Source organism: Stenotrophomonas sp. CFBP8994 (genome assembly GCF_034044835.1).
GTDB lineage: Bacteria > Pseudomonadota > Gammaproteobacteria > Xanthomonadales > Xanthomonadaceae > Stenotrophomonas > Stenotrophomonas rhizophila_A.
On the sequence record NZ_JAXCWT010000001.1, the window covers coordinates 152,609 to 177,090 of the forward strand.

Here is a 24,482-nt window from a genome sequence, read left to right on the forward strand (position 1 = left end):
GGCGAAGCCAGAAGCGGGGGTCAGGCGGAGAGCTTCTCTTGAAGCTCAGTGATCGCGCGATGGATGTCTTTGAGACGGAACGGCTTCTCCATCACCGGAGCGCGCTTGAACCGCTCAGGCAGGGCGGTCTTCCCAAACCCCGTCGTAAAGATAAACGGAATTCCACGCTCCACGAGAACGTCTGCAACAGGAAACGACTCTTGACCATGCAAATTGACGTCGAGCATAGCGACATCAAACGCGATGCTTTTCGCACGCTCTAGTGCCTCCGGTAGATACTCTGCCTTCTCTCCGACGGCGTAGCCCAAGCTCTTGATCGATTCCTCGAGCACATACATCAAGCTCGGCTCATCCTCGACCAAGAACACACTCACTCCTCCAAGTCCGTCTGCCATAAGGCCACCCTCTCGCGCTTTGCGTTTTTCCATGCAGCCCTAGTTTGAAGGCGGAGCCGTTTAGTTGTGTAAAGAGGGCATCAAAGTGCGCACGACGTACGGTTTTTACGATTTCTTTACAAACTCTCCCTTAGGGTGAAGCGATCTCGGGGAGGATAGACGTGACTGAGTTGCAGCACCCCAAAGATGTGTTCAATGACGAGTCCCGGCAGTTCGCCCTTCTGGTCAACTCCGTCACCGACTATGCAATCTATATGCTTGACACAGATGGCGTAATCCGGACCTGGAACCCTGGCGGACAGCGAATCAAGGGCTACACCGCCGAAGACGTCATTGGGACGAACTTCTCTCGCTTCTACTTGCCCGACGATGCCGCAGCCGGCGTGCCCGAGCGCAATCTCCGGACGGCAGCTACTGAGGGGCGATGCATCGAAGATGGGTGGCGGGTTCGCCAGGATGGTTCCCGCTTCTTGGCGAGCGTTGTGATCGACCCTATCTGGGTCGATGGCGTCTTGGTCGGATACGCCAAGGTGACTCGCGACATCACCGAGCGGCATGACGCTCAAGAGCGGTTGCAGCAGGTCCAACATAGCCTTCTTCAAGCGCAGAAGATGGAAGCGATTGGGAAGCTGACTCTTGGGTTGGCCCATGATTTCAATAACCTATTGACCATCATCGTCAACTGCCTTGATCTCATTAGCGTGCGTGTCAAAGACGGGCCCGCTGCCAAGCTGATTGAGACCGCTCTGCGCGCGGCGGAGCGTGGCGCGCTTCTCTCTAGGCAGTTGCTAACGTTCGGCCGAGGCCAAAAGCTATCTCCTGAGCGCTTGGATTTGACTGCCTCCCTTCGTCAATCCCAAGAAATCTTAGAGCGCTCTGCGGGAGAGGCTGTCAAGTTGGTCTTCGACCTCCATGAGGATCTTCCCTGCGTATTTGTCGACAAGGCACAACTAGAGGCGGCGGTGCTGAACTTGGTATGCAACAGCCGAGACGCGATGCCCAACGGCGGCACAATTACGATTTCGACAGGCGCAAGGGAAGCGCGTGATCCTGCCTCAGCCAATGGCGCCCTCGAGCAGCACGTCTGCTTAACCGTTGAGGATGATGGCGAGGGCATCCCAATCGCTCACCAGGCTCGCGTTTACGAGCCGTTCTTCACAACTAAGCCGGTAGGACGGGGTAGCGGACTGGGACTTAGCCAAGTTTTTGGATTCACCACGCAGTCTGGTGGTTTTCCCCAACTTAGCAGCGCCCCGGGCGAAGGCACCCGGATCGTGCTCTGCTTCCCCATCCATGAGCCTTGATATGCCGATCAACGTATTGTTCGTAGAAGACGAAGCCGACCTCCGCACGGTAGTTGTTGAGGCGTTATCAGATCAAGGGTTCGCGGTCACCTCTGCGTCTGATGGCGTCGAAGCAGTTGCTTACCTTCAAGGTAAAACGCAATACGCCGTGGTTGTGACCGATGTGAGCATGCCTGGCGGGATTTCGGGCCTGGATGTGGCTGCACAGGTTGCTGAAACACAGCCGGGTGCCCGGGTATTGTTGGTGTCTGGCCTACAACGGTCCCAGCTTCCCCCTATTCCCGCCTCTGTGCGATTTTTGCCCAAGCCCTATCGCTTCAAACAGCTCATCACGGCAATCCACGAGCAGCTGTCGTAGACCCTAACGGCGACCTTGCTCAGCTTGTTAGAGCTATGAATGTCCTTGCCAAACATGGCATGGCACGCACGCAGCGTGAATTGCAGGGCATCTCGTGTGCAGAACTCGAAGAACACGAGCCGCAACGCAAAGAAATTATGGTGTCTCGCACGTTTGGCAAAGACATCACGTCACAAACCGAGCTGGTGCAAGCCATTGCCACCTTTGCCCAACGGGCTTGCGAGAAGCTTCGTTCAAGGCAGCTGCAAGCAGCGGGTGTCTGGGTGTTCATCCAGACGAACCCTTTCAAGCAACATTTGCCGCAATACAATCCATCAAAGTCGTTCCGGTTGCTGATGCCCTCTGCGGACACGAGGGAAATTTTGATGGTCGCCCAGGGGCTGACCAAGGCCATGTTCCGTCAGGGTTACGGCTACAAGAAAGCAGGTGTCAGCTTGCTTGATCTGAGCCACACGGATGTCCAGCAGGGGGATCTGTTTGCAGGGATCGACCAGCGCAGCAAGGCCATTATGGAAGTGATGGACCGGACCAACCAGAAGTTCGGCCGGGGCTCCATGGGCTTTGCTTCCACGGCATGGAGACCCAAGGGCAAGACGCTTGAAAAGCCCGCTTGGTCAGTCAAGAGGGACATGCTCTCGCCGGCTTACACGACGGATTGGAAGCAGCTCATTCGCGTGAGATAAGATCAACCTGAGAACGGTCGATGTCTGCCTCGATCACAGATTCCCGATGACGGCAACGGGTCCGATAGGCCCCACCCCAATACCATAAGGTGCTCACGATGGATGACATGGAACGCTTCCGTATTCGCAACCTAGTGCTGAATGACATTGACTCTCAGCTAAAAGGGGATGACAGCTTTCAAGTTGCCAGATACAAGATGTTCCTGGGCATCAAACATCACATGCCGAAGTTTAAGCATGCACGCTATCACCGGCCCTTTGAAAACGCTAAAAGCATCCCAGGGACAGCGATGGTGCTCGACAATGCCCTGTCGAGAGCAATGAGAGAGATTGCAAACCAGATCAACGGCTTTGGTCAGATGATACGCAAGCTTGAAGCATGGGATCTGGTGATCGAAGGACTGGAACACGAGCAAGTATTTTCGCTTGCGATTGAGCACATTGAGCCGCTTGCCAATCTCGCTATCTCGGCAACGCAGGCAATCCGAGGGCAAATGATCTACGCCACGGTCGAGTGTGGCGCACTCATCAACGCTCTCATTGATGAGCCCCTGGGCTGGGACGGCAGCACCCATGTGACCATGAAGGTTGCAAAGTCCGTGGCTGAGAATTGGAAAGCGTGGCCGGAATTAGCAGAGAAGCTGACCCTCCTTGAGGCCCAGGAACTCAACGAGGCAAGCGGACACTTCCGGAACAGCTTTCAGCACGGCGCGCCTCGCCAGCTCGTCATTGGGCTGACGGAGCACACTGAGTGGACCAAGCATGCTGATGGTTCCTTTTCATGGGGAATTGGGACTCAGGATCCCATCAAACTCAAGGAGATCATTCCCCACTTGAAGAAGGCTCACGACGACCTTCTCACGGCACACGAAGCGCTAGTAGAGCTTTCTAAGGAATGGGAGTCTTCTGTGATGAATCCAGTTCCATAGATGCTCCATTGATCACCGCTCGCCCGACTTAGCGGCAAGAAAATGGTCAATGATCTCGGATGCCACGATGGGAATACCGCTTGCCAGGTTGAAGTGGCGATAGCTTGAAAGCGTAGGTTCGCGAGATGAACCGTCATCAAAAGATGCGGTGACCACCTCTGTCCCAGGCCTAATGCGCTCCTCAACAAATTTCCACTGGCTCGTAAGCTTGGAAGGATCAAAATATAGAAGCACGGCCATCGATGCCGGAAACAACGAAGAAATCGTGTTGTTGGATCGGAAAGCGGCCTGATTTCTAACCTTGACCAAGCGCCCGTGCCCAACCATCGTCACCTCATCAATAAATCGAGAGCATTCTCCTTCGCCGATTTCGTTGCAGATGATGTCGAGCATCCCATCTACCCACTCACGAGCACCGATGGCCTGGGGCGTGAGTTCATCCTTCAAGTAACAAGCTTCAACCAAGCGCTTCCCTGTGGGCGACAGACTGTCTTTAGCCCACAGGCCCAACTGCTCGATTTGCAGCTTGTCATGCTCAACAAGTGATGCAAGGAAGTCCTTTGGCACCATCCTTCCGCTACCAGAATCCGGATGGAGATTGAAGAGCGTGGACACATGTGCGCTTCTGAGCTGCTCGACTTGGTGAAAGCTCAACTCGCGTAGGACTTTGATGAAATGCCGCCGCTCTGACAACACTATTCGCCCAAGCGCAATAGTTCGTGCAAGACGACCATAAAGAACAGATTTTTCTGCTTCCATGTCCTGTTCGAGGGATCGCATGATTGCTACCAAATCCTCAGCAGTCATGGCTTCCGCATTCTCAGGAAAAACATCTCCTACGCGTGCCGCATCGATGAACTCTTGGTATCGCTTCTCGCGTCTTTGATCCATCCATTCTGCAAGGACGCGGGGTCCTTTAACGATCAGGGCGAACGGGTCTCTCGCCGTCTCCAATGCTTCGCCAAGCCAGTCTGCCACAGCCCACCCCCACCAGTTGTAAGTTCAAAAGAACTGAAAAAACTTCCCAGAAGATTAAGGATAGCCTCTAAAGTGGACTAGGAGTGGAAGTTGATCACAGGGAGGTCTTGAAGATTCTTGATGCTTTCAACCATTTCTTCTGAAAACTGAAAGAACTTGTCAGCGTCATGGACTCGATAGCAGAGCTCAAAGAACATGCCATAAGAGATCACGTAGCAAGGGATGCTGCGCTCCACCATCAGCACATTGAGGATCTTCGCGTATTCTTCGCTCTCTCGCTCAAAGACTTCTTTGATGATCGTGATCGCAAAGAGCTGCTTCTGACTGATATCGATTGACTTCTCTTCGCCGTTGAGGATGTATCGAAGCGTTCCGTTCCCTGCTTTGATGTAACTTTGTGCACCCCGAACCTGTGCCACAGCTTTCTTGAAAGCGGTCATCGCATTGGTTTGCTTCCGACTGAGCTTCTGCTTTGCGATGCGCTCAACGTTCGGACTGTCTTTGGCTTGGATGATGAGCACTCGATCATCTGTCACCACCAAGACGTCACAAATCTCTTCCTTATCAGTTGTTCGTAGTGGTCCGTGGTAGATCAGGCTTTGGGGAAAGCACATCGCCAAGCACTTGATGATGTCTTCTTCCTGAAAGTTCCCAGGCTCTTCCCGCTCCAACATCGAGATGCTGTATCCCTTAGCCCCATGGTGTTGATGGAGCGGATACCGAGCATCTTGTATCGCGAGGCTCTCCCCAAACGAGTTGTGGACCAGCTTGACTGTCAGCGCCTCTTCATCGTCCTGGGGGGTTCGAAGGCCGAACCAGTCGCCGACTCCATGCAGCATGTTCTGAGCCTCGACGAAGTCCGACCCAAGCAGCTTCAACCCATCCAGGTGCTTCTTGGCGACGTCTGGGACATCAATCTCGGCTTCGTAGACCAAGAACTCTCGTCCATGCTCATCGAAGAAATGGACGTTGACGGAAGGACTCGTCAACGCCGCCAACAGCTGGCGACTCTCGACGTCATCGACCAGAGGTGTGCGAATGATAAATGGTTCGTCTTCGTCGTCGAAGAACGCGAAGACCAAAGCTAGCGTCTCTCGTCCGCCAAGGTCCGCAGGGCACACATACACCTTGAAAAAGCCACTAAGCTTCGCGGCTAGAAGGACTTCCTTCGTCGCTTTGACGATCAAGAAGGGACTACCTCCATCAGGATCAGGAGCTGCCATCATGCCAATGGGGAAGCTCAAGACCTGGTGGTAAATCTCGGGGTGGAGGACGGTTAGCATCAGGCGAGGATAACGCCTTACCCTCTGCTTGTGTAACAGCGGGGTCTAGCGACCGAGCAGCTGTGAGAGAGTGTCTATCACCACTGACCAGAAGCCCTTTGTTGCAGCAGGCCATGGCAGGGTCTTCGCGAGCTTTAAGCTGTTAGGCGTCTGCTGACGTCTGCAATCCACGACTATGCCAGGTGGCTTGGCAAAGATTTGATGCCCTTGTGAGGCTGCGACATAGCGCCAGGCTCTCTCGTGATCCTCAGCTTCAAGCTGTGTGCCCTGAATCGTCGATAGGTGCTGGAACTCGAAAGCGCGAGGCCAACCACCAGCGATTGACTCGTGCTCCTTGCGCCTGCGTTCCATATCAACCGTCTGGCCGATGTAGACTGCCCCACTTTTAAACTTGAGAGCGTATAGATGCCGCTCTCTTGCATGGTATTTCTGATCTCGCTTATACCGCACTGGATCTCCCGGCTTGCTGAGTTAGAACCAGCAAAACAGAGAATCCAGAATTGGCAATAACTTATTTATTTATAATTCCGTCACACCTAGTGTCAACCAGAAGAACTTGGGTAGGTGCAACTAGCTTCTCGGCGTTGAAGCATCAAGCTCAGCCCGATCAGCAATCGCTTTGCTTTGCGCCTGCTCTCGATCCAGCCATAGAAGCTTCTCCCGGTGCTTGGTTTCAAGATGTTTCCGGTAGGCCTCTATGTAAGCAGCCTTTTCTTCATGCATCGCCCAGGGCTTCTCAATTGCCTTTTCAGGCGTAAGGGCGACGATACGACATCCAGTCCGTAAGGTATCTGACAAGAGCTCGTCTGAGACAGAGGTGATCAGGCTATTGCAAAGAACAACCGGCCTGCCGGTAATCTTGTCTTTGAAGACGATAAAGAGGTTTGGGCTGGGACGAAGATCGAGTCCAGCGCTGCCTTCGATTTCCTCTTCTACCCCGCTCTTTTTCTTTAAGACCGTTGCCCACCATCGCAATATCTGATCTTTGCGAGCTGTGTGGCTTTTGGACAGGAAGAAAGGATCATCATATTTCTTTCGGGCTTCTCGCAAAGCACTACTGGTGATTCCAAGGAAGAACGACGTCATTGATAGCGTGAATAGAGCATCACCACTCATCTCATGAAGCTTCTTGCGCACTGATGCATAGTCCTGGCTTTCTAATAACTCATCGCGCTTATCCTGATCTGCAAAGATCGACTCCAAGGCGTTCTTGAAGCCTTCTTCCTCAGCCTTCTCGTTTGTCATTCTCGGCATATAAAAAAGCCGACATTGCTGCCGGCTTTCCTAGGTTCAATGAGACATCAGGACTTGTGCGGGTATGCCGGATATTCGTGATCCGGGTTGGCTTTCTTCCACTCCTGGAAGGCAATCGGGGTGCGGCCACGACCGCTCCATTTTTCACCGGTCGGCAGCTCATACTTCGGCTGCACACTGCCCTTTTCCTGAGACTGCTTACCGCCCTTCTTCGCTCCGCGAACCTTGTCAGACGGGAAGAACGACTTCAATTCAGCCTTTTGTTCGGCAGTGAAGTGCTGGAAGAACTCAGACATCTTGCCGTGGATGTCTTCAAAGTGCTTCGTTGCCTCGGCAGCGAGCAACTTCTCCTTGTCCTGCTCAAGCTTTTGCAGAGCCTCACGAAGTTCTTTCTCTTTCTTCTGAATTTCTGCGTAAGTCATTGCCATTCGTTTGCACTCTTAGGTTGATCAAAGGAATTCGGGATGCATCCGGATCATATCGAACCAGCATAAAGCTGGCAACGTTCTGAACTGATCTTATAGCTCAATCCATTGAGTTTGGACCAAGCCTCAACTTGTAATTCAGCGCCGCAAGGCCGGGCGAGTGCTTACCCATACCATTGAGCTTTTCGGCGGCAGTGAAGTCCCTACTGTAGGTCGCATGGTGCTCATCATCGAGCTCGTGACCCACAATTTGAGCGCGAAGTTCAGAAGACACACCAAGTCCTTGCAACTCTTGAATGAAGGTTTTTCTCAACGAATGGAAGCCACGCTTAGCCTTCGGCCAGTCTTTGCCAATGACAGACAAGTGCCGGCTGAATGCCTTGGTGATCCAATTTCCTTGCCCGTTGAGAGCAGTGCCTTTGGCTTGGGGGAACAGGCGCTTATGTCCTGCCGCTCGTCGGTGCTCAACCCAAACAAGAAGGCCTAGTTCAATCAAAGCTGGATGCAGAGGCACAGTGCGAAGACTGACCTCGGTCTTCACCTTCTGATTTTCACCCTCATCCGAAATTCGGATACAAGCCAATTTCCCTTCATTGAAGACGTCTGTCACCAGCAACTGGCCCACCTCAGAAGCACGAGCACCAGTGTAAAGCCCGATCAGCGAGGCCCATTTGGCGTTTTGTGAGAGCTTTTCAAAGTTGCTGGGTGAGAAGATCGTCTGGATCTGCTCATGGTCATATGCTTTAAAACCAAGCTTCCTGCGCGCCCGCTTCTCGCGGAGCGAATAGCTAACATGCCCTGTGGCAGGGTTATCGCCATTCGGGTAGAAGCCTGACGCAATTGACCAATCGAAGAAGCCGCCCTTTCCGCCTACATAGCTTTGCTTGTTCGTGAGCGTGGGCGTGGATGCACCGTTGTCGCGAAGGTGCTGATACCAGCGCGCCAGGTCAGGTCGGGACACAGTGTGGAGCTTGGACTTCGGCCCGAGGAATGAAACCAACGATTCCACCGCTGCAAGCTTGATCGTGTAGGTCTTGGGTAGCGTGCGCGGTTTGATGCTTGCAAGCCACGCATCGCGAGCCTTCTCGAGGCTAATGGTTTCGGTGACTTGGGGTCGAGAAGCGTGTGTCCGCCGAACGGGAGTGGGATCAAGGACGCCGATTGCTGCGACTTCCGCAGCATTCGCCTGGGCTTGCGCCTGACGGAAGAGCTTTACGTCTTCCTCGCTATCCATCTGCCACCGCTCTGTGATCGTGCCATCAGCGGCTTGAGTCCGATGCAGAGTGAGATCATTTCGACCTGCACCTTTGCTCAGCCGCTCAACAAGATCTTCCAGATCCTTTTTACCGAACTTCTCCACACTTCTTTCTCGCAGCAAGTCATAGGCCTGAGCATAGCTTGACGCGAGAACGGTTGCGCGCATACGAGCGCAGCTAGTGTCGGCAGTGTTTAGAGCGCGTTTGATGAGCCTGAGACCTACAACTGCATGTAGATCACCCGGAACACGCTGACGGAAAGAGTAGTGGCCAGAGGCAGCTCGAACGAGATTGTGAGGGATGCGCATGCGGGAGATGTGTCCCGACTTGTGTCCCATTTAACAATCAATCAAATCATGCAAATAATCATATAAATCAATTACTTGCGATGATCTGGCGGAGAGAGTGGGATTCGAACCCACGGAAGGAATGACCCTTCGCCGGTTTTCAAGACCGGTGCCTTAAACCGCTCGGCCATCTCTCCGGATGTCGCGCGCCGGCCGGGCCGGGCGCGTATTCTCGCATGGTCGGCCGGGTTTACCCAAGGCCGACCCCGACAGCGTCAGCCGGCGTCTACCGCCAGGGCGCCCAAGGCGCTGGCGCGGATCTTTTCCTTGGCCCGCTCGCAGGCGCCGCCGCAGTCCAGGCGCGACGCTTCCAGCTGCGGTGGCAGATGCTCGGCCAGGAAGTCGATGAACACCCGTACCGCCGGCAGCAGGCCGCGGCGGGAGGCGAATACGGCGTGGCAGATGCCCTGCGGCAGGGACCATTCCGGAAGCACCACTTCCAGCTCGCCACTGCGCACGGCGTCGGCGCAGACGGTCTCGGGCAGCATGGTGATGCCGAAGCCGTCCTTGACCATGCTCTGCAGCAGCGGGAAGTCGAATCCGGCCACGCGCGGCTGCAGGTCCACGCGGCGTACCGCGCCCTCCGGGCCGTGCAGCTCCCAGCGCTGGCGGGCCTCGTCTTCGCTGATGCTCAGGGTGACGTGGTTGGCCAGTTCATCGGGATCTTTCGGGCGGCCGGCGCGATCCAGATATTTCGGGCTGGCCACCAGCAGTTCCTGCACCTGGCCGAAGCTGCGCATCACCAGGCTCCCGTCATCGTCCAGGCGTGAGCGTACGCGCAGGGCCACGTCATAGCCTTCGTTGATGATGTCCACGCGGCGGTTGCTGATGTTCAGCTGCAGGCGCACTTTCGGGTACTGGGCCAGGAACTTCGGCAGCAGCTTGGGCAGCTGCATCTGCGCCAATGAGACCGGAACGCTGGCGCGCACGAGGCCGCGTGGCTCGGCACTGAGGCGGTCCACCACTTCGCGGGCGGCCTGGGCTTCGGCCAGCATGGTCTGCGCGTGGCGATGCACGCTGGTGCCGACGTCGGTCACCGCGAAGCGGCGCGTGGAGCGCTGCAGCAGGCGCACGCCCAGGTCGGTTTCCAGCTGGCTGATGCGGCGGCTCAGACGGGATTTGGGGATGCCCAGGGCGCGTTCGGCCGCGGCGAAGCCACCGTGGTCCACCACCATGGCAAAGTAGTACAGGTCGTTGAGGTCGTGCATACCGAAGTTCCAGATATAGAACAATACGTGGTATTCAACCACCTTTATCCCAGCGACGCAACAACCTAACCTGCTTTCCGTCGGCGGCGCCTTGACCGCCCTTCCCCGGATACAGGTGATTGCCATGAAGCTTCTTCACATTGATGCCAGCGTGCTGGGCGACAACTCGGTTTCCCGCCAGCTGTCTGCGGCCGTGGTCGCACGGTTCAATGAGACCGTTGAGAACCTCGATGTAACCTACCGCGATCTCGATCGTAATCCCATTCCCCATTTGAGTAGTGGTTCGCTGGCCCAGGTGGATGCGGCCGAAGCCACCGATGCCGAAGCGGTGATGCAGCATTTCCTTGCCGCAGACGTGATTGTCATTGGCGCGCCGATGTACAACTTCAGCATTCCTTCGACGCTGAAGGCGTGGATCGACCGCGTGGCGGTTGCCGGGCGCACCTTCAAGTACACCGAGAATGGACCGGTCGGCCTGGCCGGTGGCAAGCGCGTGATCATCGCCAGTTCGCGCGGCGGCATCTATACCGATTCGCCGGCCGACTTCCAGGAGCCGTTCCTGCGCCAGGTGTTCGCCTTCATGGGCATCACCAATGTCGAATTCGTGCGTGCCGAAGGCCTTGCGTATTCGCCGACCCATCGCGAGGAAGCCATTGCTGCGGCGCTGGCCAGCCTGCCGGCCGCCGAGTTCGAAGAACTGGCCGAAGCCTGAGTGTTCCAGGGCAGGCGTTGAGTCCTCGTCGGACGCCCTGCCCGGGCCGGATTCCCCCTCCCCCATCCGGCCCACCCTGCGGCCCCGCTTTGCGGGGCCGTTTCTATTTGATAGCAGCCACAAAAAAAACCCGCCGTTCGGCGGGTTCTTTCGTTACGCGATCTTTTCCAGGCCGCCCATGTAGGGCTTGAGCGCATCCGGTACGGTGATGCTGCCGTCGGCGTTCTGGTAGTTCTCCATCACCGCGATCATTGCGCGGCCCACGGCCACGCCCGAGCCGTTGAGGGTGTGCACCAGTTCCGGCTTGCCGGTTTCCGGGTTGCGCCAGCGCGCCTGCATGCGGCGCGCCTGGAAGTCGCCGCAGTTGGAGCACGAGGAAATCTCGCGGTAGGTGTCCTGCGAGGGCAGCCACACTTCCAGGTCGTAGGTCTTGATGGCCGAGAAGCCCATGTCGCCGGTGCACAGCAGCACCTTGCGGTACGGCAGGCCCAGCTTTTCCAGCACCACTTCGGCGCAGCGGGTCATGCGCTGGTGCTCGGCTTCGCTCTCGGCCGGGGCACACACGGTGACCAGCTCGACCTTCTCGAACTGGTGCTGGCGGATCATGCCGCGCACGTCGCGGCCGCCGCTGCCGGCTTCGGCGCGGAAGCACAGCGAATGGGCGGTCATGCTCAACGGCAGGCGCTCGGCCTCGATGATCTCATCGCGCACGATGTTGGTCAGCGACACTTCCGAGGTCGGAATCAGATACCGGGTCGACTCGCCGACAGCAGTCTTGAACAGGTCGTCTTCGAACTTGGGAAGCTGGCTGGTGCCACGCAGCGATTCCGGGTTCACCAGGACCGGGACGTTGGTTTCCTCATACCCGTGCTCGCCGGTGTGCAGGTCGAGCATGAACTGGGCCAGGGCGCGGTGCAGGCGCGCGACCGGGCCACGCAGCACGGTGAAGCGCGAACCGGACAGCTTGGCGCCGGCTTCACCGTCCAGGGCCTGGTTGCGCGCGCCCAGCTCGACATGGTCCAGCACCGGGAAATCGAAGCTGCGCGGGGTGCCCCAGCGCTTCTGCTCGACATTCTCCGATTCGTCCTTGCCGTACGGGACATCGTCTGCCGGTACGTTGGGGATGCCCATCGCGATGGCTTCAATCTTCTCGCGCAGCTCGTCCAGGGTGACTTCCGAGGCTTTGAGCTCGTCGGCGAAGGCGGCCACTTCGGCCATGATCGCCGAGACGTCCTCGCCCTTGGCCTTGGCCTGGCCGATGGCCTTGGAGCGGCTGTTGCGCAGGCTCTGCAGCTCCTGGGTACGGATCTGGATGCGCTTGCGGTCGGCTTCCAGCGACTCCAGCCCGGAGACGTCCAGCTCGAAACCGCGCAAGGAGCGCAGGCGTTCGGCGAGTTCGGCGGGTTGTTGGCGGAGCAGGGCTGGATCGAGCATGGCGTTTGGGCGGTAAGTGCGGGTCTGGAGGGGGATTATCGCCTGTAATCGGCTTTTCTGCCGCCCGGTTCATTCCCGGCGTGGCAGAATCGGGGAGTTCACCATGGTATGGCTCATGTCCGCTTCCCGTTCCTCGTCTGGCAAGAACATCACCTTCCAGCTGCCCCGCCGCAGCCTCATGATCGCCGGGATCGCCTTTGGCGTCGGCGTGCTGCTGTTCCTGGCCGTGTGGCTGGGCAACCGCAACAACGACTTCTACAAGGCCGGCCCCGCGCAGACCCCCCAGGAAGTGGCCCAGGTCGAACCCTTGCCCGAACCCCTGCCCGCCGCGGCCGGATCCAGCGACATGCCTGACGCCAAGCCGCTGCCGGTGGAAGACGAGAAGCCGCAGCTGGTCGAAACCGCTCCGCCGCCGGCGCCGGCCGCCCCGGCCGCTGCCGCGCCGGAAACCGCCCCCGTGGCGATGGCCGCCGGCGACCGCCCGCAGCCGATTGCCGACCAGTCGCCGCCACCGACCTACCCGCCTGCCGCCCTGCGCAACGGCGTGGAAGGCAGCGTGGTGGTGCGCGTGGATGTGGACGCGACCGGCTACCCGATGAACGTCACCATCATCCAGCGCAGCGGCTCGCGCGACCTGGATCGCGCTGCCAGCGATGCCGTGCGCCGATGGCGTTTCCAGCCGGCGCAAAGCAACGGCGTTGCGGTGCCGGGCAGCATCGAAGTCCCATTCGATTTCAAGGCGCAATGATATTGCGCGGGTAGGTGCCCACAGGTGCCACCGGTACGTGCCCACTGGTAGGTGCCCACTGTTAGTGGGCACACGCTTGAAGACCGCGCGAACTCCACGTAAAGGTCCGGCTCATGATGCTGAACCTCAACGGGAATGCACTCGTGGCGTTGACGCATCGGTGACACACCCGCAACCCGGCTCAGGCAAGACTGGCGTCGTCAACTCGACACCAGGAGTCCGCCATGAGTGTTACCCATGCACACGAGATGCCTACGTCGCCGCAGCAGCAGCGCGACATCATTGACGAGCCGGGCCGCCGCCGCACCTCCCCGCTGCTTTGGATCGCGCTGATCGTCGCGATGTTCGCCGCCGCGCTGGTGTGGCTGCGCTATGCCAACCCCGATGAAGGTGCCAGCGCCCCGGTCGGGGAACGCATGCTACCTGCTACCGAGACGCCGGTGGCGGTGACGCCGGCCCCGGCCAACCGTGAAGCTACGCCTGCCACCACGCAGCGTCGTGCTGCTCCCGTCGTTCGCGATCGCGATGCGCGCCCGCTGAGCAGCAACGCCAAGCCTGTGTATCCGCGGACCGCGCTGCGTAGTGGCGTGGAAGGCAGCGTGATTGCCAGCCTCAACGTTGACCCGCGCGGCCAGGTGACCGACGCCAATATCGTGCAGCGCAGTGGCGGTCGTGACCGTGACCTGGACCGTGCGGTGCTGAGCACCGTGCGTGACTGGAAGTTCGAACCGGCGATGCACAACGGCCGCGCCGTGGCCAGCGTGGTACGCGTGCCGGTGGACTTCCGCACTGAGCAGCGGTAACCCTCATCTGTAAAACGGCGGGGGAGCAGGAGCCGACCATCGGGTCGGCTCCTTTTTTTTGGCCGCCGACGGTGCCTTACCCGAGGTTGAAGCCGGCGGTGCGGGCGATGCCGTCGAAGTTGGGGAACGAGGTAGCGACGTTGGCGATGTCGTTGATGCGCACTTCGCCGCTGCTGATCTGGCCGGCGATGGCGAAGGCCATGGCGATGCGGTGGTCGCCGTGGCTTTCGATGGTGCCGCTGCCCAGTTCCGTGCCGCCGTGGATCGTGGCGCCGTCTTCGGTTTCATCGACCTGCACGCCCAGGCTGCGCAGGCCGGTGGCCATTGCGGCGAGGCGATCGGATTCCTTGACCCGCAGTTCGGCCGCGCCACGCACGATGGTGTTGCCCTGTGCAGCGGCAGCGGCGACGAACAGGGCCGGGAACTCGTCGATCATGTCCGGCACCAGCGCTTCGGGAATCTCGGCACCGTGAAGCGGTGCATGGCGGACCACCAGGTCTGCCACGGCTTCCCCGCCCTGCTCTGCATGGTTCTCTTCGCGGATATCCGCGCCCATCAGTCGCAGTGCGGCCAGCAGGCCGGTGCGGCGCGGGTTGAGGCCGACCTGGCGCAGGGTCAGTGCCGAACCGGGAATGATGCTGGCCGCCACCAGGAAGAACGCCGCCGAGGAGAAGTCAGCCGGCACCGCGATGTCGGTGGCGCGCAGGCGCTGGCCGCCCCGCAGGCGGGCCTTGCCGGGCGAAAAGTCGATCTCCACGCCGAAGGCGCGCAGCATGCGTTCGCTGTAGTCGCGGGTCGGGTGCGGTTCGGTCACGGCGGTGTCGCCCTGCGCATACAGGCCGGCGAGCAGCACGGCCGATTTGACCTGCGCGCTGGCCACCGGCGATGCGAAGTCGATGCCGTGCAGCGGCTGGCCGCCATGCACGCGCAGCGGCGGGGTGCCGTCGGCCTCGGTGTCGATCTTCGCGCCCATCTGCGCCAGCGGCCCGGTTACCCGGCGCATGGGGCGACGTGACAGCGATTCATCACCCACCATCACGGAATCGAACGGCTGCGCGGCGAGCAGGCCGGCCAGCAGGCGCATGCCGGTGCCGGCGTTGCCGCAGTCCAGCGGGCCGGCCGGTGCCTGCAGACCATCCACACCCACGCCGTGGACGATGCGCTGCGACGGCGACGGGGTTTCAATGCGCACGCCCATCTGCGAGAAGATCGCGGCCGTGGCGCGGGTGTCCTCGCCTTCCAGGAAACCGTCGATGTGCGAAACGCCATCGGCCAGTGCAGCGAACATCACCGCACGGTGCGAGACCGACTTGTCGCCGGGAATGGTCAGGCTGCCCTGCAGGGGCTGGCCCTTGCGGGCGGTCCAGGAAGCGGAAGCGGTCATCGGTGAATCCTGTAGAAAGCCGCCCGGGAAGGCAGCGATGGTGCGGAATGACGGTAAGCGGCGCCGCGCGCAGGGCGGCGGCGCCGGGGTATCAGGGCACGGCCACCGGGTAGGAGCCCAGCACCTTGATCTGCGCCGAGTGCGCCTTCAGTTCGGCCAATGCGGCCTGCATGGCCTCGTCGTCGATGTGGCCGGCCAGGTCGATGAAGAAGCCGTATTCCCACTTGGCGTTGTGCGACGGACGCGATTCGATGCGGTTCATGCTGATGCCGTGCCGCGCGAACGGGCTGAGCACGTCGAACAGCGCACCGGGCTTGTCGTGGATGAACACCAGCACCGAGGTGCGGTCGTGGCCGGAGGTCGGGAAGAACTGGCGGCCCACCACCAGGAAACGGGTGGTGTTGTCGGCGTCGTTCTGGATCGGCTTGGTCACGACCTTCTTCAGTCCATACACGTGCCCTGCACTTTCGCCACCAATGGCGGCGGCGTCATCGGCATTGCGGGCGCGGCGCGCGCCTTCGGCATTGCTCGACACAGGGATCTTCTCGGCCTTGGGCAGGTTGGCGCGCAGCCAGGAGGAGGTCTGCATGAACGATTGCGGGTGGCCATACACGCGTTCGACATCTTCCAGGCGGCCGCTGCGGGACATCAGGTACTGCTGCACGCGCAGTTCGACTTCGCCGCAGATCTTCAGGTTGGAGGTGAGGAACATGTCCAGGGTGATCTGGATGGTGCCCTGCCCCGAGTTTTCCACCGGCACCACGCCGAAATCGGCGTTGCCCGCTTCCACTTCCTGGAACACTTCTTCAATGCTGGCCAACGGCAGGCCCAGCGCCGAACGGCCGAAGTGCTTGAGCACGGCCTGCTGGCTGAAGGTGCCTTCCGGGCCGAGGTAACCGATCTTCAGCGGCTCCTGCTGGGCAAGGCAGGCCGACATGATTTCGCGGAACACATGCACCAGCACTTCATCGCTGAGCGGGCCTTCATTGCGGTCCACCACCATGCGCAGCACCTGGGCTTCGCGTTCGGGGCGGTAATAATCCACGGCAGCGGCAAGCTTGCCCTTGGCCTTGCCGACCTGGTGGGCGAACTGGGCGCGCTCGGCGATCAGCGCCTGGATGCTGCGGTCGATGTGGTCGATCTTGGCGCGCACATCCGACAGCACCGGAGCGGCGACGGCAGGTACGGCGTCGGCCTTGGCTTTGGTGGGCTTGGCGGCGGGTGCCTTGGGCTTGGCGGGTTTGGTGGCCATCAGGGTATCCAGTTACAGATTCGGGAACGTCAGCCGTTGCGTTGCTGGAAATCGCGCATGAAGGCGGCCAGCGCCTGTGCGCCTTCCACCGGCAGTGCGTTGTACAGCGAAGCGCGGATGCCGCCGACGGCCTTGTGGCCCTTCAGCGCCAGCAGCCCGGCGGCCTTGGATTCGCTCACGAAACGGGCGGTGAGGGTTTCGTCAGGCAGGAAGAACGGAATGTTCATGCGTGAACGCGCGGCAGGCACCACCTCATTGCGGTAGAAGCCGCCGGAGACATCGATGGCACCGTAGATCAGCGTGGACTTGACCGCGTTGCGGCGCGCGAATTCTTCCACTCCGCCCTCGGCGAGCATCCACTGGAACACCAGCCCGGCCAGGTACCAGTTCCAGGTGGGCGGAGTGTTGAGCATGGAATCGCGGGCGACGTGCGAGCGGTAATCGAAGATGTCCGCGCGCGGCTGGCCACTGCGCTCGAGCAGGTCGCGGCGCACGATCACCACCGACACGCCGACCGGGCCCAGGTTCTTCTGTGCACCGGCGTAGATCAGGCCGTAGCGCGAGACATCCAGCGGTTCGCTGGCGATGGAGGAGCTGAAATCGGCGAACAGCGGCGCGCTGCCGACGTCCGGGGTGTCACGGAACTCGACACCATGGATGGTTTCGTTGGCGGTGATGTGCACGTAGGCGGCATCGTCGGACAACTGCCACTGGCTGCGCGGCGGGATGTCATGGAAACCACCGGCTTCGCTGCTGGCGGCCACGTTGACCCGCACGTAGGGGCTGACCTGCTTGATCGCAGTCTTGCCCCAATGCCCGGTGAGCACGTAATCCACGGTCTGCCCGGGGGCGGCGAAGTTCAGCGCGAGCAGGGCCTGCTGGGTGGTCGCCCCGCCGGCCAGGAACATCACCGCGTAATCGTCCGGCACGCCGAGCAGGCGGCGCAGATCGGCTTCGGCCTGGGCGGCAACGGCCATGAACTCCGGGCCGCGGTGGCTCATTTCGACAATGGAGGCGCCAGCGCCGTTCCATTCCAACATCTCTTCCTGCGCCTGGCGCAGGACCGATTCCGGCAGGGTTGCAGGGCCGGCACTGAAATTGAACGCGCGCGTCATGTCACACCTATGGGGCAAGACCCCTAGTATGCCGCAGCGCACCAGCCTTTAGGCCTTGCAGGACAAGGCGAAATTGGTTGCATCCGAATCTATCGACGCCGCCACACGACCAACGGTCGTGTGCTACCGGCGATCGTGCGACACGGGGTAGCGCCCGACCGTTGGTCGGGCGACGCGTTCAACGCGCGCCGAACCAAAGCAGCAGGCTGATCAGGCCGGCCAGCAGCAGCGCGCTGCCGAGCAGCCAGGGCCAGCGGCTTACCCGCTTCGGCTTGGCCTGGGCTTCCACCGGCGATGGCAGGTCGAGCAGCTCGTCCTCCTCATCGCTGACCACCCGCTTGCGGCCGTCGTGCGGCACTTCCAGCACGAACCGGTGCTGCGCATCGAAGACCAGCTGGTCACCGGGCTGCAGCCAGCAGTGCCTGACGCTGACGCCGTTGACCCGGGTCGATTCGCCCGCCCCCAGATCCCGCAACAGCAGGCGGTCGCCGTGGCGTTCCAGGCGCGCGTGCTGTTCGGCGAACGCGGGATCGTCGATCACGATGTCGGATTCGGCGCCGCGCCCGATCACCCGCGGGCGGTCGAGGGTGAAGCTGCGCCCGTGGTGCTGGCCACCCACCCCGCGCAGCAGGCGCTGGTCCTCCCCACTCTCATCGCTGCGCGACGGGGCGTGGTTGAGGGCCTCGCATTCGCCCTGGATCAGCATTTCCACGCCGTCGGCGTAGACCGCGTCGCCGGGCCGCAGCAGCGCCATGCGCCGCACCGGGCGACCATTGACGTGGATGCCGCGCATGCCGGCGGCTACCTGCAGCCACAGGCCGCGGTCATCCAGGCAGAACTGGGCCAGCAACAGCGTGCCGGCCGCGTCGCCACCCAAGCGGACGCTGCCCGAGGCATGGCGCACGATGCGCTGTACCCCCGGCCGCAACGGCTGGTCGGGGTGTTGGCGATGAGTGAAGTGAACAAGCAGGTTCTGCACGCGGCGCAGCCTAGCAGGTTGGATGTCAGGGAAGATAGAGAAGTGTGACGCACTGCTTGGAGTTCTGCCTGCGGATGCGCACAATGCACGCCCGTTTCCCGCTATCGCCCGTCAGGAGTCCGCATGTCCCGCCTCGATATCCGCCACGACCATACCCACAGCCCCGATGTGGCCCGCAGCGTGATCCAGGAAATGGTGGCCAAGCTCGGCAACAGCTTCCCGCTGAAGACCGAGTGGGTGGGTGATGTACTTAATTTCAGCGGTACCGGAGTGAAGGGCCTGATCGAGCTGATTCCCGGCCAGGTGCATGTGACCGCCAACCTTTCGTTCCCCGCATCGCTGATGGAAGACAGGGTGCATGGCGAAATCCAGCGCGTCCTGCAGGAAAAGCTGGCCTGAACCGCTGGCGTGGCGGCGGGCACGCCATCACGCCGCGCAATCGAAGCGCTGGGTAGGATCAACGGGTGGCCACTCACAGGATCGCCCCATGAATACTCACGACGACTACGATGACCGCACCGGCGAAAAGCCCTCGTTGCAGGATCAGGCCGAGCGCTTCTCACGCAGGCTGACCGGTTCGGCGCAGCAGATCTGGCTGGCCGGGCTTGGCGTGTTCGCACGCGCCCAGGCCGAAGGCAGCCGCGTTTTCGACGACCTGGTCAGGGAAGGCGAGTCGGTGGACGCGCGCAACCGCGAGCAGGCCGGCGACACACCGCGTTGGCGCGACAACGTCGAGGAACACCTCGGCGAGGCGCGCGAAAAGGCCGCCGGCACCTGGGACAAGGTCGAGAAGGCCTTCGACGACCGGGTCCAGGGCGTGCTCAAGCGCCTGCATATCCCCACGGCAGAAGACGTGGCGGCGCTCAATGTGCGGATCGATGCCCTGACCGCCCGGCTCAACCGCGCCGAGGCCCGTAACGCCTCCCCCAACGCAGACCCACGGCCCGGCACCCACCAGTCGCCCGGTTCGGACCCCTGAGCGCGGACCACACTGTTCCGTACGGCGATTGTTGCAAAGCAGCACCACTTTGTTGACAATCGAAATCGACCCGCCAATTGCTTCTGCGCCGTTTGTTCCCTCCCCTCACGGCTAAGGATTGGCGGGTTTTCTGTGTGCGCGATCTCAAAACGACATCCCGCAGACAGGGGCGGGCGCATATAAACTGTCGTCTGCGCCTCCGTGTTCATCTCTAGGTCCCATGTTCTCCTGGATTCTGGCTCTCCTGCTGGCCCTCGTTGTCTGGTCCCTGGCCGCTGCCTACTTCTGGCTGGTGAAACGCCGCCGCAAGGAGACCCGGCTGGGGCTCAACGCCTTGGCCGGCATGCACTGGCGGGACTTCTCGGAAATCGTCCGGCGCGCCCTGCACGAACAGCGCGGCCTGCAGGACGTGACCGGCGAGGCCGACGACAGCCGTGAGCCCAGCAGCGACTTCCTGATGCAGGACGCCCAGCACCAGCGCTACCTGGTGTCGTGCAAGCATGGCCGCGCCTACCGGATCGGCCGGGCGGCGGTGAACGAGCTGGGCGCCGCGGCGCGCCTGGCCGGTGCCCGCGGCGGCATCCTCATCACCGAAGGCATGGTCGAGCGCGATGGACGTTCCACCGCCGACAAGCAGAACGTGGAAGTGCTGGATGGAGCGCTGCTGTGGCCGATGCTGCAGCCTTACCTGCCCGGTGACGTGGAAACCCGCGTCAAGCACGCGGCACGCCGCGAAGCGGTGCGGCGCATCTCGATCGCCGGGCTGGGCTCGCTGACGCTGGGCCTGCTGGTCGGCATGGGATACCTGACATCCCGCCTGGACCAGGCAGCCCAGGCGCCCGCGCCGGCGTCGGCCCCCGTGCAGGCAGCGACCCCGCCGGCGCCCACCCCGCCCGCTCCAGTCGCCCCTGCACCTGCTGCGCCGGCCAACCCGGCCCAGACGGCCGCCGCGCCGAACCAGATCCTCGGCACCGTGGCCGACCCGGATGCGGCCACGCTGGCGGTGTACCAGCGCGAACTGGCAACCCTGCTGGCCCAGCAGGAGGGCGTGCTCAGCGCGTTCTGGCAGACCCGGCAGACGCTGGCAGTCAACCGCTCGGCCGAGATCGACGAGGTCTGGCCACGTATCTGCACCCAGGTGAAGCGCTATCCGGCGCTGCGCACGGTGCGCATCCAGCTCAATCCCCGCATCAACACCGACGAGCCCGTGCGCTGGCGCCAGTGCGCCACGTCGTAAGGATCAGCGCGCGCCGGGCGCGAACCGGGCCACCAGGTCCCAGGCGTCGCCCAGGAACATCTGCCGCACGCAGGTGATGGGCTGGTCGCCGCGCCAGGTGAGGCGGTCAATCACCAGGCACGCGGTGCCCAGCGGCACTTCAAGCAGGGCCGCTGCTGCGGCATCGGCGCCCCACGCACTGATCCGGTGCTGGGCGCGGGTCCACGACACGTTCTGCAGCAGCCAGCTGCCCGGCGCGGTGGTGTTGAAATCCACGTCCAGCACTTCGGGCACCCCGACCGGGCTGATCAGCCGGTGTTCGAGCGCGAACGGCCTGCCGTCGGCACGGTGCAGGCAGCGGATGGCCAGCAGTTTCTCGCCAGCGGACAACGCCATTTCTTCATCCACCTGCGTGTCCGGCGCGCGATAGGCGCGGTCCAGCAGCTGGTAGCCGTACACATGGCCGCGCGCACCGACCGCCATGGCGATGTCGGGAATCTCCAGCGCCACCTGTTCCAGGTGCGGCGGCTGGCGCGCCACGAACGAGCCGGCGCGACGCCGGCGCTCGATCATGCCGCTCTCGGCCAGCGCGGTGAGCACCTTGTTGACGGTCATCCGCGAGCAGCCGTACTGCTCCATCAACTCGTGCTCGTACGGAATGCGGAACCCCGGCGCCCACTCCCCGCTCAGGATGCGGCTCTCGAGGTCGGCACGGATGCGCTGGTTGAGGGTTTCGGCTTTCTTGCCGGTCACGCGGGAATCCTGGTGGGGGGTGGCGGCCACGTTCAGTGCGCGGCAAGCACGCCGCGAAGGGCGTGGGCAAAGCGCGCCGCTACGGCGTCGCGCTGCAGGTGGCGGCCTTGCCGTACCAGCTCGCGCCCCCCGCGCCAGACCGATCGGACGGCGCCATTACGGGCGGCGAACACCCAGCTGTCAAGCCAGGCATCGCCGTCGCGCGCGATCAGCGCCGGGTGCTGCGGGTCCAGTTCCACCACGTCGGCCGGCGCACCGGGCTGCAGGCCAGTGGTGACGCCCAAGGCTTGCGCTGCGCCCTGCAGCGACTGTTCAAACAGCCAGCGCCCGCTGGAAACGCCTTCCTGCGGCGCGAGCACGTTGCGCCCACGCAGCTGCAGGCGCTGCCCGTATTCGAGCAGGCGCAGCTCTTCTGCCGCGTCGATCAGCACGTTGGAATCCGAGCCTACCCCGAACCGGCCGCCGCCCCGCGCGAAGGCCTGCATCGGGAACAGCCCATCGCCCAGGTTGGCCTCGGTGATCGGGCACAGCCCGACCACGGCACGGCTGTCCAGCATGCGCCGCACTTCGTCGGCATCGACGTGGGTGGCATGCACCAGGCACCAGCGTTCATCGACGGCGGCGTGTTCGTACAGCCAGCGTACGGGACGCAGCCCGCTCCAGGCCACGCAGGCATCGACCTCGCGGGTCTGTTCGGCGATATGGATGTGCACCGGGCCGCGGTTGAGCGGCAGCAACGCCGCCAGCTCCTCGCCGGTCACCGCGCGCAGGCTGTGCGGCGCGATGCCCAGCACCGCATCGTCCTGCCCGCGCAGCGCATGGCGGCAGCCGTCGAGCAGCGCGGCGAACCCGTCCACGTCATGCAGCAGCCGGCGCTGGGCCGGGTTCGGCGCTGCGCCACCGAAATCGGCGTGCGCGTAGAACACCGGCAGCAGGGTCAGGCCGATGCCACTGTCCTGCGCTGCCGCGGCGATGCGCGCGGCCATCTCGGCGCGGTCCGTATACGGCGTTCCGTCCGGGGCATGGTGCAGGTAGTGGAACTCGCCCACGCGGGTGAAGCCGGATTCGAGCATCTCCACGTAGGCCTGTTCGGCGATGGCCTGCACTGCATCAGGCTGCAGGTGGGCCAGGAACCGGTACATCAGTTCGCGCCAGCTCCAGAAGCTGTCGCCGCTGCGCCCGCCGATTTCAGTCAACCCGGCCATGCCGCGCTGGAAGGCGTGGCTGTGCAGGTTGCCCAGCCCGGGCAGCGCGATGGCCAGCGCCGTGTCGCCAGGCTGCGCGGGCACGCCCGGGGTGACCGACTGCAGGGTGCCGCCGGCGCAGACGATGCGCACATCGCGCGCCCACCCCTGCGGCAGCAGGGCATGGTCGGCGTGGAAAGCGAGGACGGAAGCGGGGTTGGCTGGCATCACTGGACATCCCGGAAGTGTCGCCTATATTGTATAGACATATAAGCCGCCGTGGTTGCTGCCATGCACTGTGACACTCTCTGGACCAACGCCCACCTGATCACCGTCGACGGCCCTGGCCTGGGCGTGATCCGCGACGGGGTGATCGCCGCCCACGACGGCCGCATCGTGCACGTCGGCCCGGCCGGGTCCGAAGCGCACCTGCAGCCGAACCGCCGCGTGGACTGCGGCGGACGCTGGATCAGTCCGGGGCTGGTCGACTGCCACACCCACCTGGTGTACGCCGGCAACCGCGCCAATGAATTCGAACAGCGCCTGCAGGGGGTGAGTTATGCCGACATCGCCCGCGCCGGCGGCGGCATCGTCTCTACCGTACGCGCCACCCGTGCCGCCAGCGAAGCGGAGCTGCTGGCGGCCAGCCTGCCACGGCTGGACGCGATGCTGGCCGAAGGCCTCACCACGGTGGAAATCAAATCCGGCTACGGCCTCTCGCTTGACGATGAAACCAAGCAGTTGCGCGTGGCCCGCGAGCTGTCGCGGCAGCGCGCGGTAGAGGTGGTGCCCACCTTCCTCGGTGCGCACGCCGTGCCGCCGGGGCGGCAGGCGCAGGAGTACATCGATGAGGTGTGCAACGTGATGATTCCGGCGGTGGCCGCGCAGGACCTGGCCGAAGCGGTCGATGTGTTCTGCGAGAATATCGCCTTCAGCACCGCGCAGGCCGAGCAGGTGTTCGTGGCCGCGCAGGCGCATGGACTGGCGGTGAAGATCCACGCCGAACAGCTCAGCAACCAGCACGGCGCTGCGTTGGCCGCGCGGCATGGCGCGCTGTCGGCCGACCACATCGAACACCTCGATGCAGACGGCATTGCCGCGATGCGTGCCGCCGGCACCGTGGCGGTGCTGCTGCCGGGCGCGTTCTATTTCACCCGCGACACCACCCTGCCCCCGATCGATGCGCTGCGCGCGGCCGGCGTACCGCTGGCACTGGCCACCGACAGCAACCCCGGCACCTCGCCGCTGACCAGCCCGCTGCTGGCCATGAACATGGCCGCCACACTTTTCCGCATGACCGTGGACGAGTGCATTGCCGGCTTCACCCGTGAAGCGGCGCGTGCGCTGGGCCGGCAGGCGCGGATCGGCCGCCTGGCGGTCGGGCTGGACTGCAACCTGGCCGTGTGGGACATCGAGGCGCCTGCCGACCTTGTCTACCGCATCGGCTTCAACCCCCTGCACGCGCGCGTGATGCGCGGCGTATCCGTCTGAACATTGAGATGC

General features: G+C 62.2%; 25 protein-coding genes and 1 tRNA gene. 11 read left to right on the plus strand and 15 right to left on the minus strand.

Annotated elements, in window-relative coordinates:
* Positions 1 to 20 precede the first annotated feature (20 nt).
* Positions 21 to 428, minus strand: a complete 408-nt coding sequence (locus SOM39_RS00830; RefSeq protein ID WP_320457202.1) for a response regulator — start codon at positions 426 to 428, stop codon at positions 21 to 23.
* A 128-nt stretch (positions 429 to 556) separates the two neighbouring features.
* Here SOM39_RS00830 and SOM39_RS00835 point away from each other — a divergent pair, with 128 nt between their 5' ends.
* From SOM39_RS00835 to SOM39_RS00850, 4 genes are all read left to right on the plus strand, one after another.
* A complete protein-coding gene (locus SOM39_RS00835) occupies positions 557 to 1,699 on the plus strand; it encodes a two-component system sensor histidine kinase NtrB (RefSeq protein ID WP_261996929.1) in 1,143 nt (380 codons plus the stop codon).
* The gene (locus tag SOM39_RS00840; RefSeq protein WP_320457203.1) at positions 1,689 to 2,057 is read left to right on the plus strand and encodes a response regulator; all 369 of its coding nucleotides are present in this window, start codon (positions 1,689 to 1,691) and stop codon (positions 2,055 to 2,057) included. Before SOM39_RS00835 ends, SOM39_RS00840 begins: the two co-directional genes overlap by 11 nt.
* 35 nt (positions 2,058 to 2,092) lie before the next feature.
* Positions 2,093 to 2,740 carry a DUF4113 domain-containing protein gene (locus SOM39_RS00845; protein WP_320457204.1) on the plus strand — a complete coding sequence of 216 codons (648 nt, stop codon included), beginning with the start codon at positions 2,093 to 2,095 and terminating at the stop codon, positions 2,738 to 2,740.
* 98 nt (positions 2,741 to 2,838) lie between these two features.
* Entirely contained in the window at positions 2,839 to 3,669 is an 831-nt protein-coding gene (locus SOM39_RS00850) for a hypothetical protein (protein ID WP_261996937.1), read from the plus strand.
* Between the two features lie 12 nt (positions 3,670 to 3,681).
* Here SOM39_RS00850 and SOM39_RS00855 read toward each other — a convergent pair whose 3' ends face one another.
* The 7 genes from SOM39_RS00855 to SOM39_RS00885 all read right to left on the minus strand — a co-directional run bounded on the left by SOM39_RS00855 (position 3,682) and on the right by SOM39_RS00885 (position 10,420).
* Positions 3,682 to 4,647: a hypothetical protein gene (locus SOM39_RS00855; RefSeq protein ID WP_320457205.1), complete on the minus strand. Its 966-nt coding sequence runs from the start codon at positions 4,645 to 4,647 to the stop codon at positions 3,682 to 3,684.
* A gap of 77 nt (positions 4,648 to 4,724) precedes the next feature.
* Entirely contained in the window at positions 4,725 to 5,834 is a 1,110-nt protein-coding gene (locus SOM39_RS00860; protein WP_320457206.1) for a hypothetical protein, read from the minus strand.
* Positions 5,835 to 6,500: 666 nt separating this feature from the next.
* A complete protein-coding gene (locus SOM39_RS00865; protein WP_261996940.1) occupies positions 6,501 to 7,175 on the minus strand; it encodes a hypothetical protein in 675 nt (224 codons plus the stop codon).
* 56 nt (positions 7,176 to 7,231) lie between these two features.
* On the minus strand, positions 7,232 to 7,606 hold the full coding sequence (locus tag SOM39_RS00870) for an H-NS histone family protein (protein WP_261996941.1): 375 nt from the start codon (positions 7,604 to 7,606) through the stop codon (positions 7,232 to 7,234).
* Positions 7,607 to 7,709: 103 nt separating this feature from the next.
* Complete coding sequence (locus tag SOM39_RS00875; protein WP_261996942.1) at positions 7,710 to 9,173, minus strand: site-specific integrase; 1,464 nt, start codon at positions 9,171 to 9,173, stop codon at positions 7,710 to 7,712.
* A gap of 86 nt (positions 9,174 to 9,259) precedes the next feature.
* Positions 9,260 to 9,349: transfer RNA gene (locus SOM39_RS00880), tRNA-Ser, on the minus strand.
* Positions 9,350 to 9,427: 78 nt separating this feature from the next.
* Complete coding sequence (locus SOM39_RS00885; protein WP_068854691.1) at positions 9,428 to 10,420, minus strand: LysR family transcriptional regulator; 993 nt, start codon at positions 10,418 to 10,420, stop codon at positions 9,428 to 9,430.
* A gap of 124 nt (positions 10,421 to 10,544) precedes the next feature.
* On the opposite strand from SOM39_RS00885, the gene SOM39_RS00890 reads away from it, so the two are divergent.
* Positions 10,545 to 11,132 (plus strand): FMN-dependent NADH-azoreductase, encoded by a 588-nt coding sequence (locus SOM39_RS00890; RefSeq protein WP_320457207.1) that lies wholly within the window; start codon positions 10,545 to 10,547, stop codon positions 11,130 to 11,132.
* A 153-nt stretch (positions 11,133 to 11,285) separates the two neighbouring features.
* On the opposite strand, the gene serS is transcribed toward SOM39_RS00890, so the two are convergent.
* Entirely contained in the window at positions 11,286 to 12,566 is a 1,281-nt protein-coding gene (gene serS / locus SOM39_RS00895) for a serine--tRNA ligase (RefSeq protein WP_320457208.1), read from the minus strand.
* Positions 12,567 to 12,681: 115 nt separating this feature from the next.
* On the opposite strand from serS, the gene SOM39_RS00900 reads away from it, so the two are divergent.
* The gene (locus SOM39_RS00900; protein ID WP_095362875.1) at positions 12,682 to 13,314 is read left to right on the plus strand and encodes an energy transducer TonB; all 633 of its coding nucleotides are present in this window, start codon (positions 12,682 to 12,684) and stop codon (positions 13,312 to 13,314) included.
* A 224-nt stretch (positions 13,315 to 13,538) separates the two neighbouring features.
* On the plus strand, positions 13,539 to 14,117 hold the full coding sequence (locus SOM39_RS00905) for an energy transducer TonB (protein ID WP_068852777.1): 579 nt from the start codon (positions 13,539 to 13,541) through the stop codon (positions 14,115 to 14,117).
* Between the two features lie 76 nt (positions 14,118 to 14,193).
* Here SOM39_RS00905 and aroA read toward each other — a convergent pair whose 3' ends face one another.
* The 4 genes from aroA to SOM39_RS00925 form a co-directional block, all read right to left on the minus strand.
* The gene (gene aroA / locus SOM39_RS00910) at positions 14,194 to 15,501 is read right to left on the minus strand and encodes a 3-phosphoshikimate 1-carboxyvinyltransferase (RefSeq protein ID WP_320457209.1); all 1,308 of its coding nucleotides are present in this window, start codon (positions 15,499 to 15,501) and stop codon (positions 14,194 to 14,196) included.
* A gap of 91 nt (positions 15,502 to 15,592) precedes the next feature.
* Positions 15,593 to 16,753 carry a prephenate dehydratase gene (gene pheA, locus SOM39_RS00915; protein ID WP_095362709.1) on the minus strand — a complete coding sequence of 387 codons (1,161 nt, stop codon included), beginning with the start codon at positions 16,751 to 16,753 and terminating at the stop codon, positions 15,593 to 15,595.
* 29 nt (positions 16,754 to 16,782) lie between these two features.
* On the minus strand, positions 16,783 to 17,868 hold the full coding sequence (gene serC, locus SOM39_RS00920; RefSeq protein WP_320457210.1) for a phosphoserine transaminase: 1,086 nt from the start codon (positions 17,866 to 17,868) through the stop codon (positions 16,783 to 16,785).
* Positions 17,869 to 18,046: 178 nt separating this feature from the next.
* On the minus strand, positions 18,047 to 18,847 hold the full coding sequence (locus SOM39_RS00925; protein WP_093536024.1) for an FHA domain-containing protein: 801 nt from the start codon (positions 18,845 to 18,847) through the stop codon (positions 18,047 to 18,049).
* 123 nt (positions 18,848 to 18,970) lie between these two features.
* Between SOM39_RS00925 and SOM39_RS00930 the strand changes: the two genes are divergently transcribed.
* The 3 genes from SOM39_RS00930 (at position 18,971) to SOM39_RS00940 (ending at position 21,063) form a co-directional block, all read left to right on the plus strand.
* Positions 18,971 to 19,246: a polyhydroxyalkanoic acid system family protein gene (locus SOM39_RS00930; RefSeq protein ID WP_307106775.1), complete on the plus strand. Its 276-nt coding sequence runs from the start codon at positions 18,971 to 18,973 to the stop codon at positions 19,244 to 19,246.
* Between the two features lie 88 nt (positions 19,247 to 19,334).
* Positions 19,335 to 19,826 carry a phasin family protein gene (locus SOM39_RS00935; protein ID WP_068852795.1) on the plus strand — a complete coding sequence of 164 codons (492 nt, stop codon included), beginning with the start codon at positions 19,335 to 19,337 and terminating at the stop codon, positions 19,824 to 19,826.
* Positions 19,827 to 20,046: 220 nt separating this feature from the next.
* Positions 20,047 to 21,063 (plus strand): restriction endonuclease, encoded by a 1,017-nt coding sequence (locus tag SOM39_RS00940; RefSeq protein WP_068852798.1) that lies wholly within the window; start codon positions 20,047 to 20,049, stop codon positions 21,061 to 21,063.
* Positions 21,064 to 21,066: 3 nt separating this feature from the next.
* Here the strand turns inward: SOM39_RS00940 and hutC are convergent, their stop codons facing one another.
* Both hutC and SOM39_RS00950 read right to left on the minus strand, forming a co-directional pair.
* Entirely contained in the window at positions 21,067 to 21,795 is a 729-nt protein-coding gene (hutC, locus tag SOM39_RS00945) for a histidine utilization repressor (RefSeq protein ID WP_210130557.1), read from the minus strand.
* Positions 21,796 to 21,827: 32 nt separating this feature from the next.
* Complete coding sequence (locus tag SOM39_RS00950) at positions 21,828 to 23,207, minus strand: formimidoylglutamate deiminase (RefSeq protein ID WP_320457211.1); 1,380 nt, start codon at positions 23,205 to 23,207, stop codon at positions 21,828 to 21,830.
* Between the two features lie 63 nt (positions 23,208 to 23,270).
* On the opposite strand from SOM39_RS00950, the gene hutI reads away from it, so the two are divergent.
* A complete protein-coding gene (gene hutI / locus SOM39_RS00955; RefSeq protein ID WP_320457212.1) occupies positions 23,271 to 24,470 on the plus strand; it encodes an imidazolonepropionase in 1,200 nt (399 codons plus the stop codon).
* Positions 24,471 to 24,482: the final 12 nt, after the last annotated feature.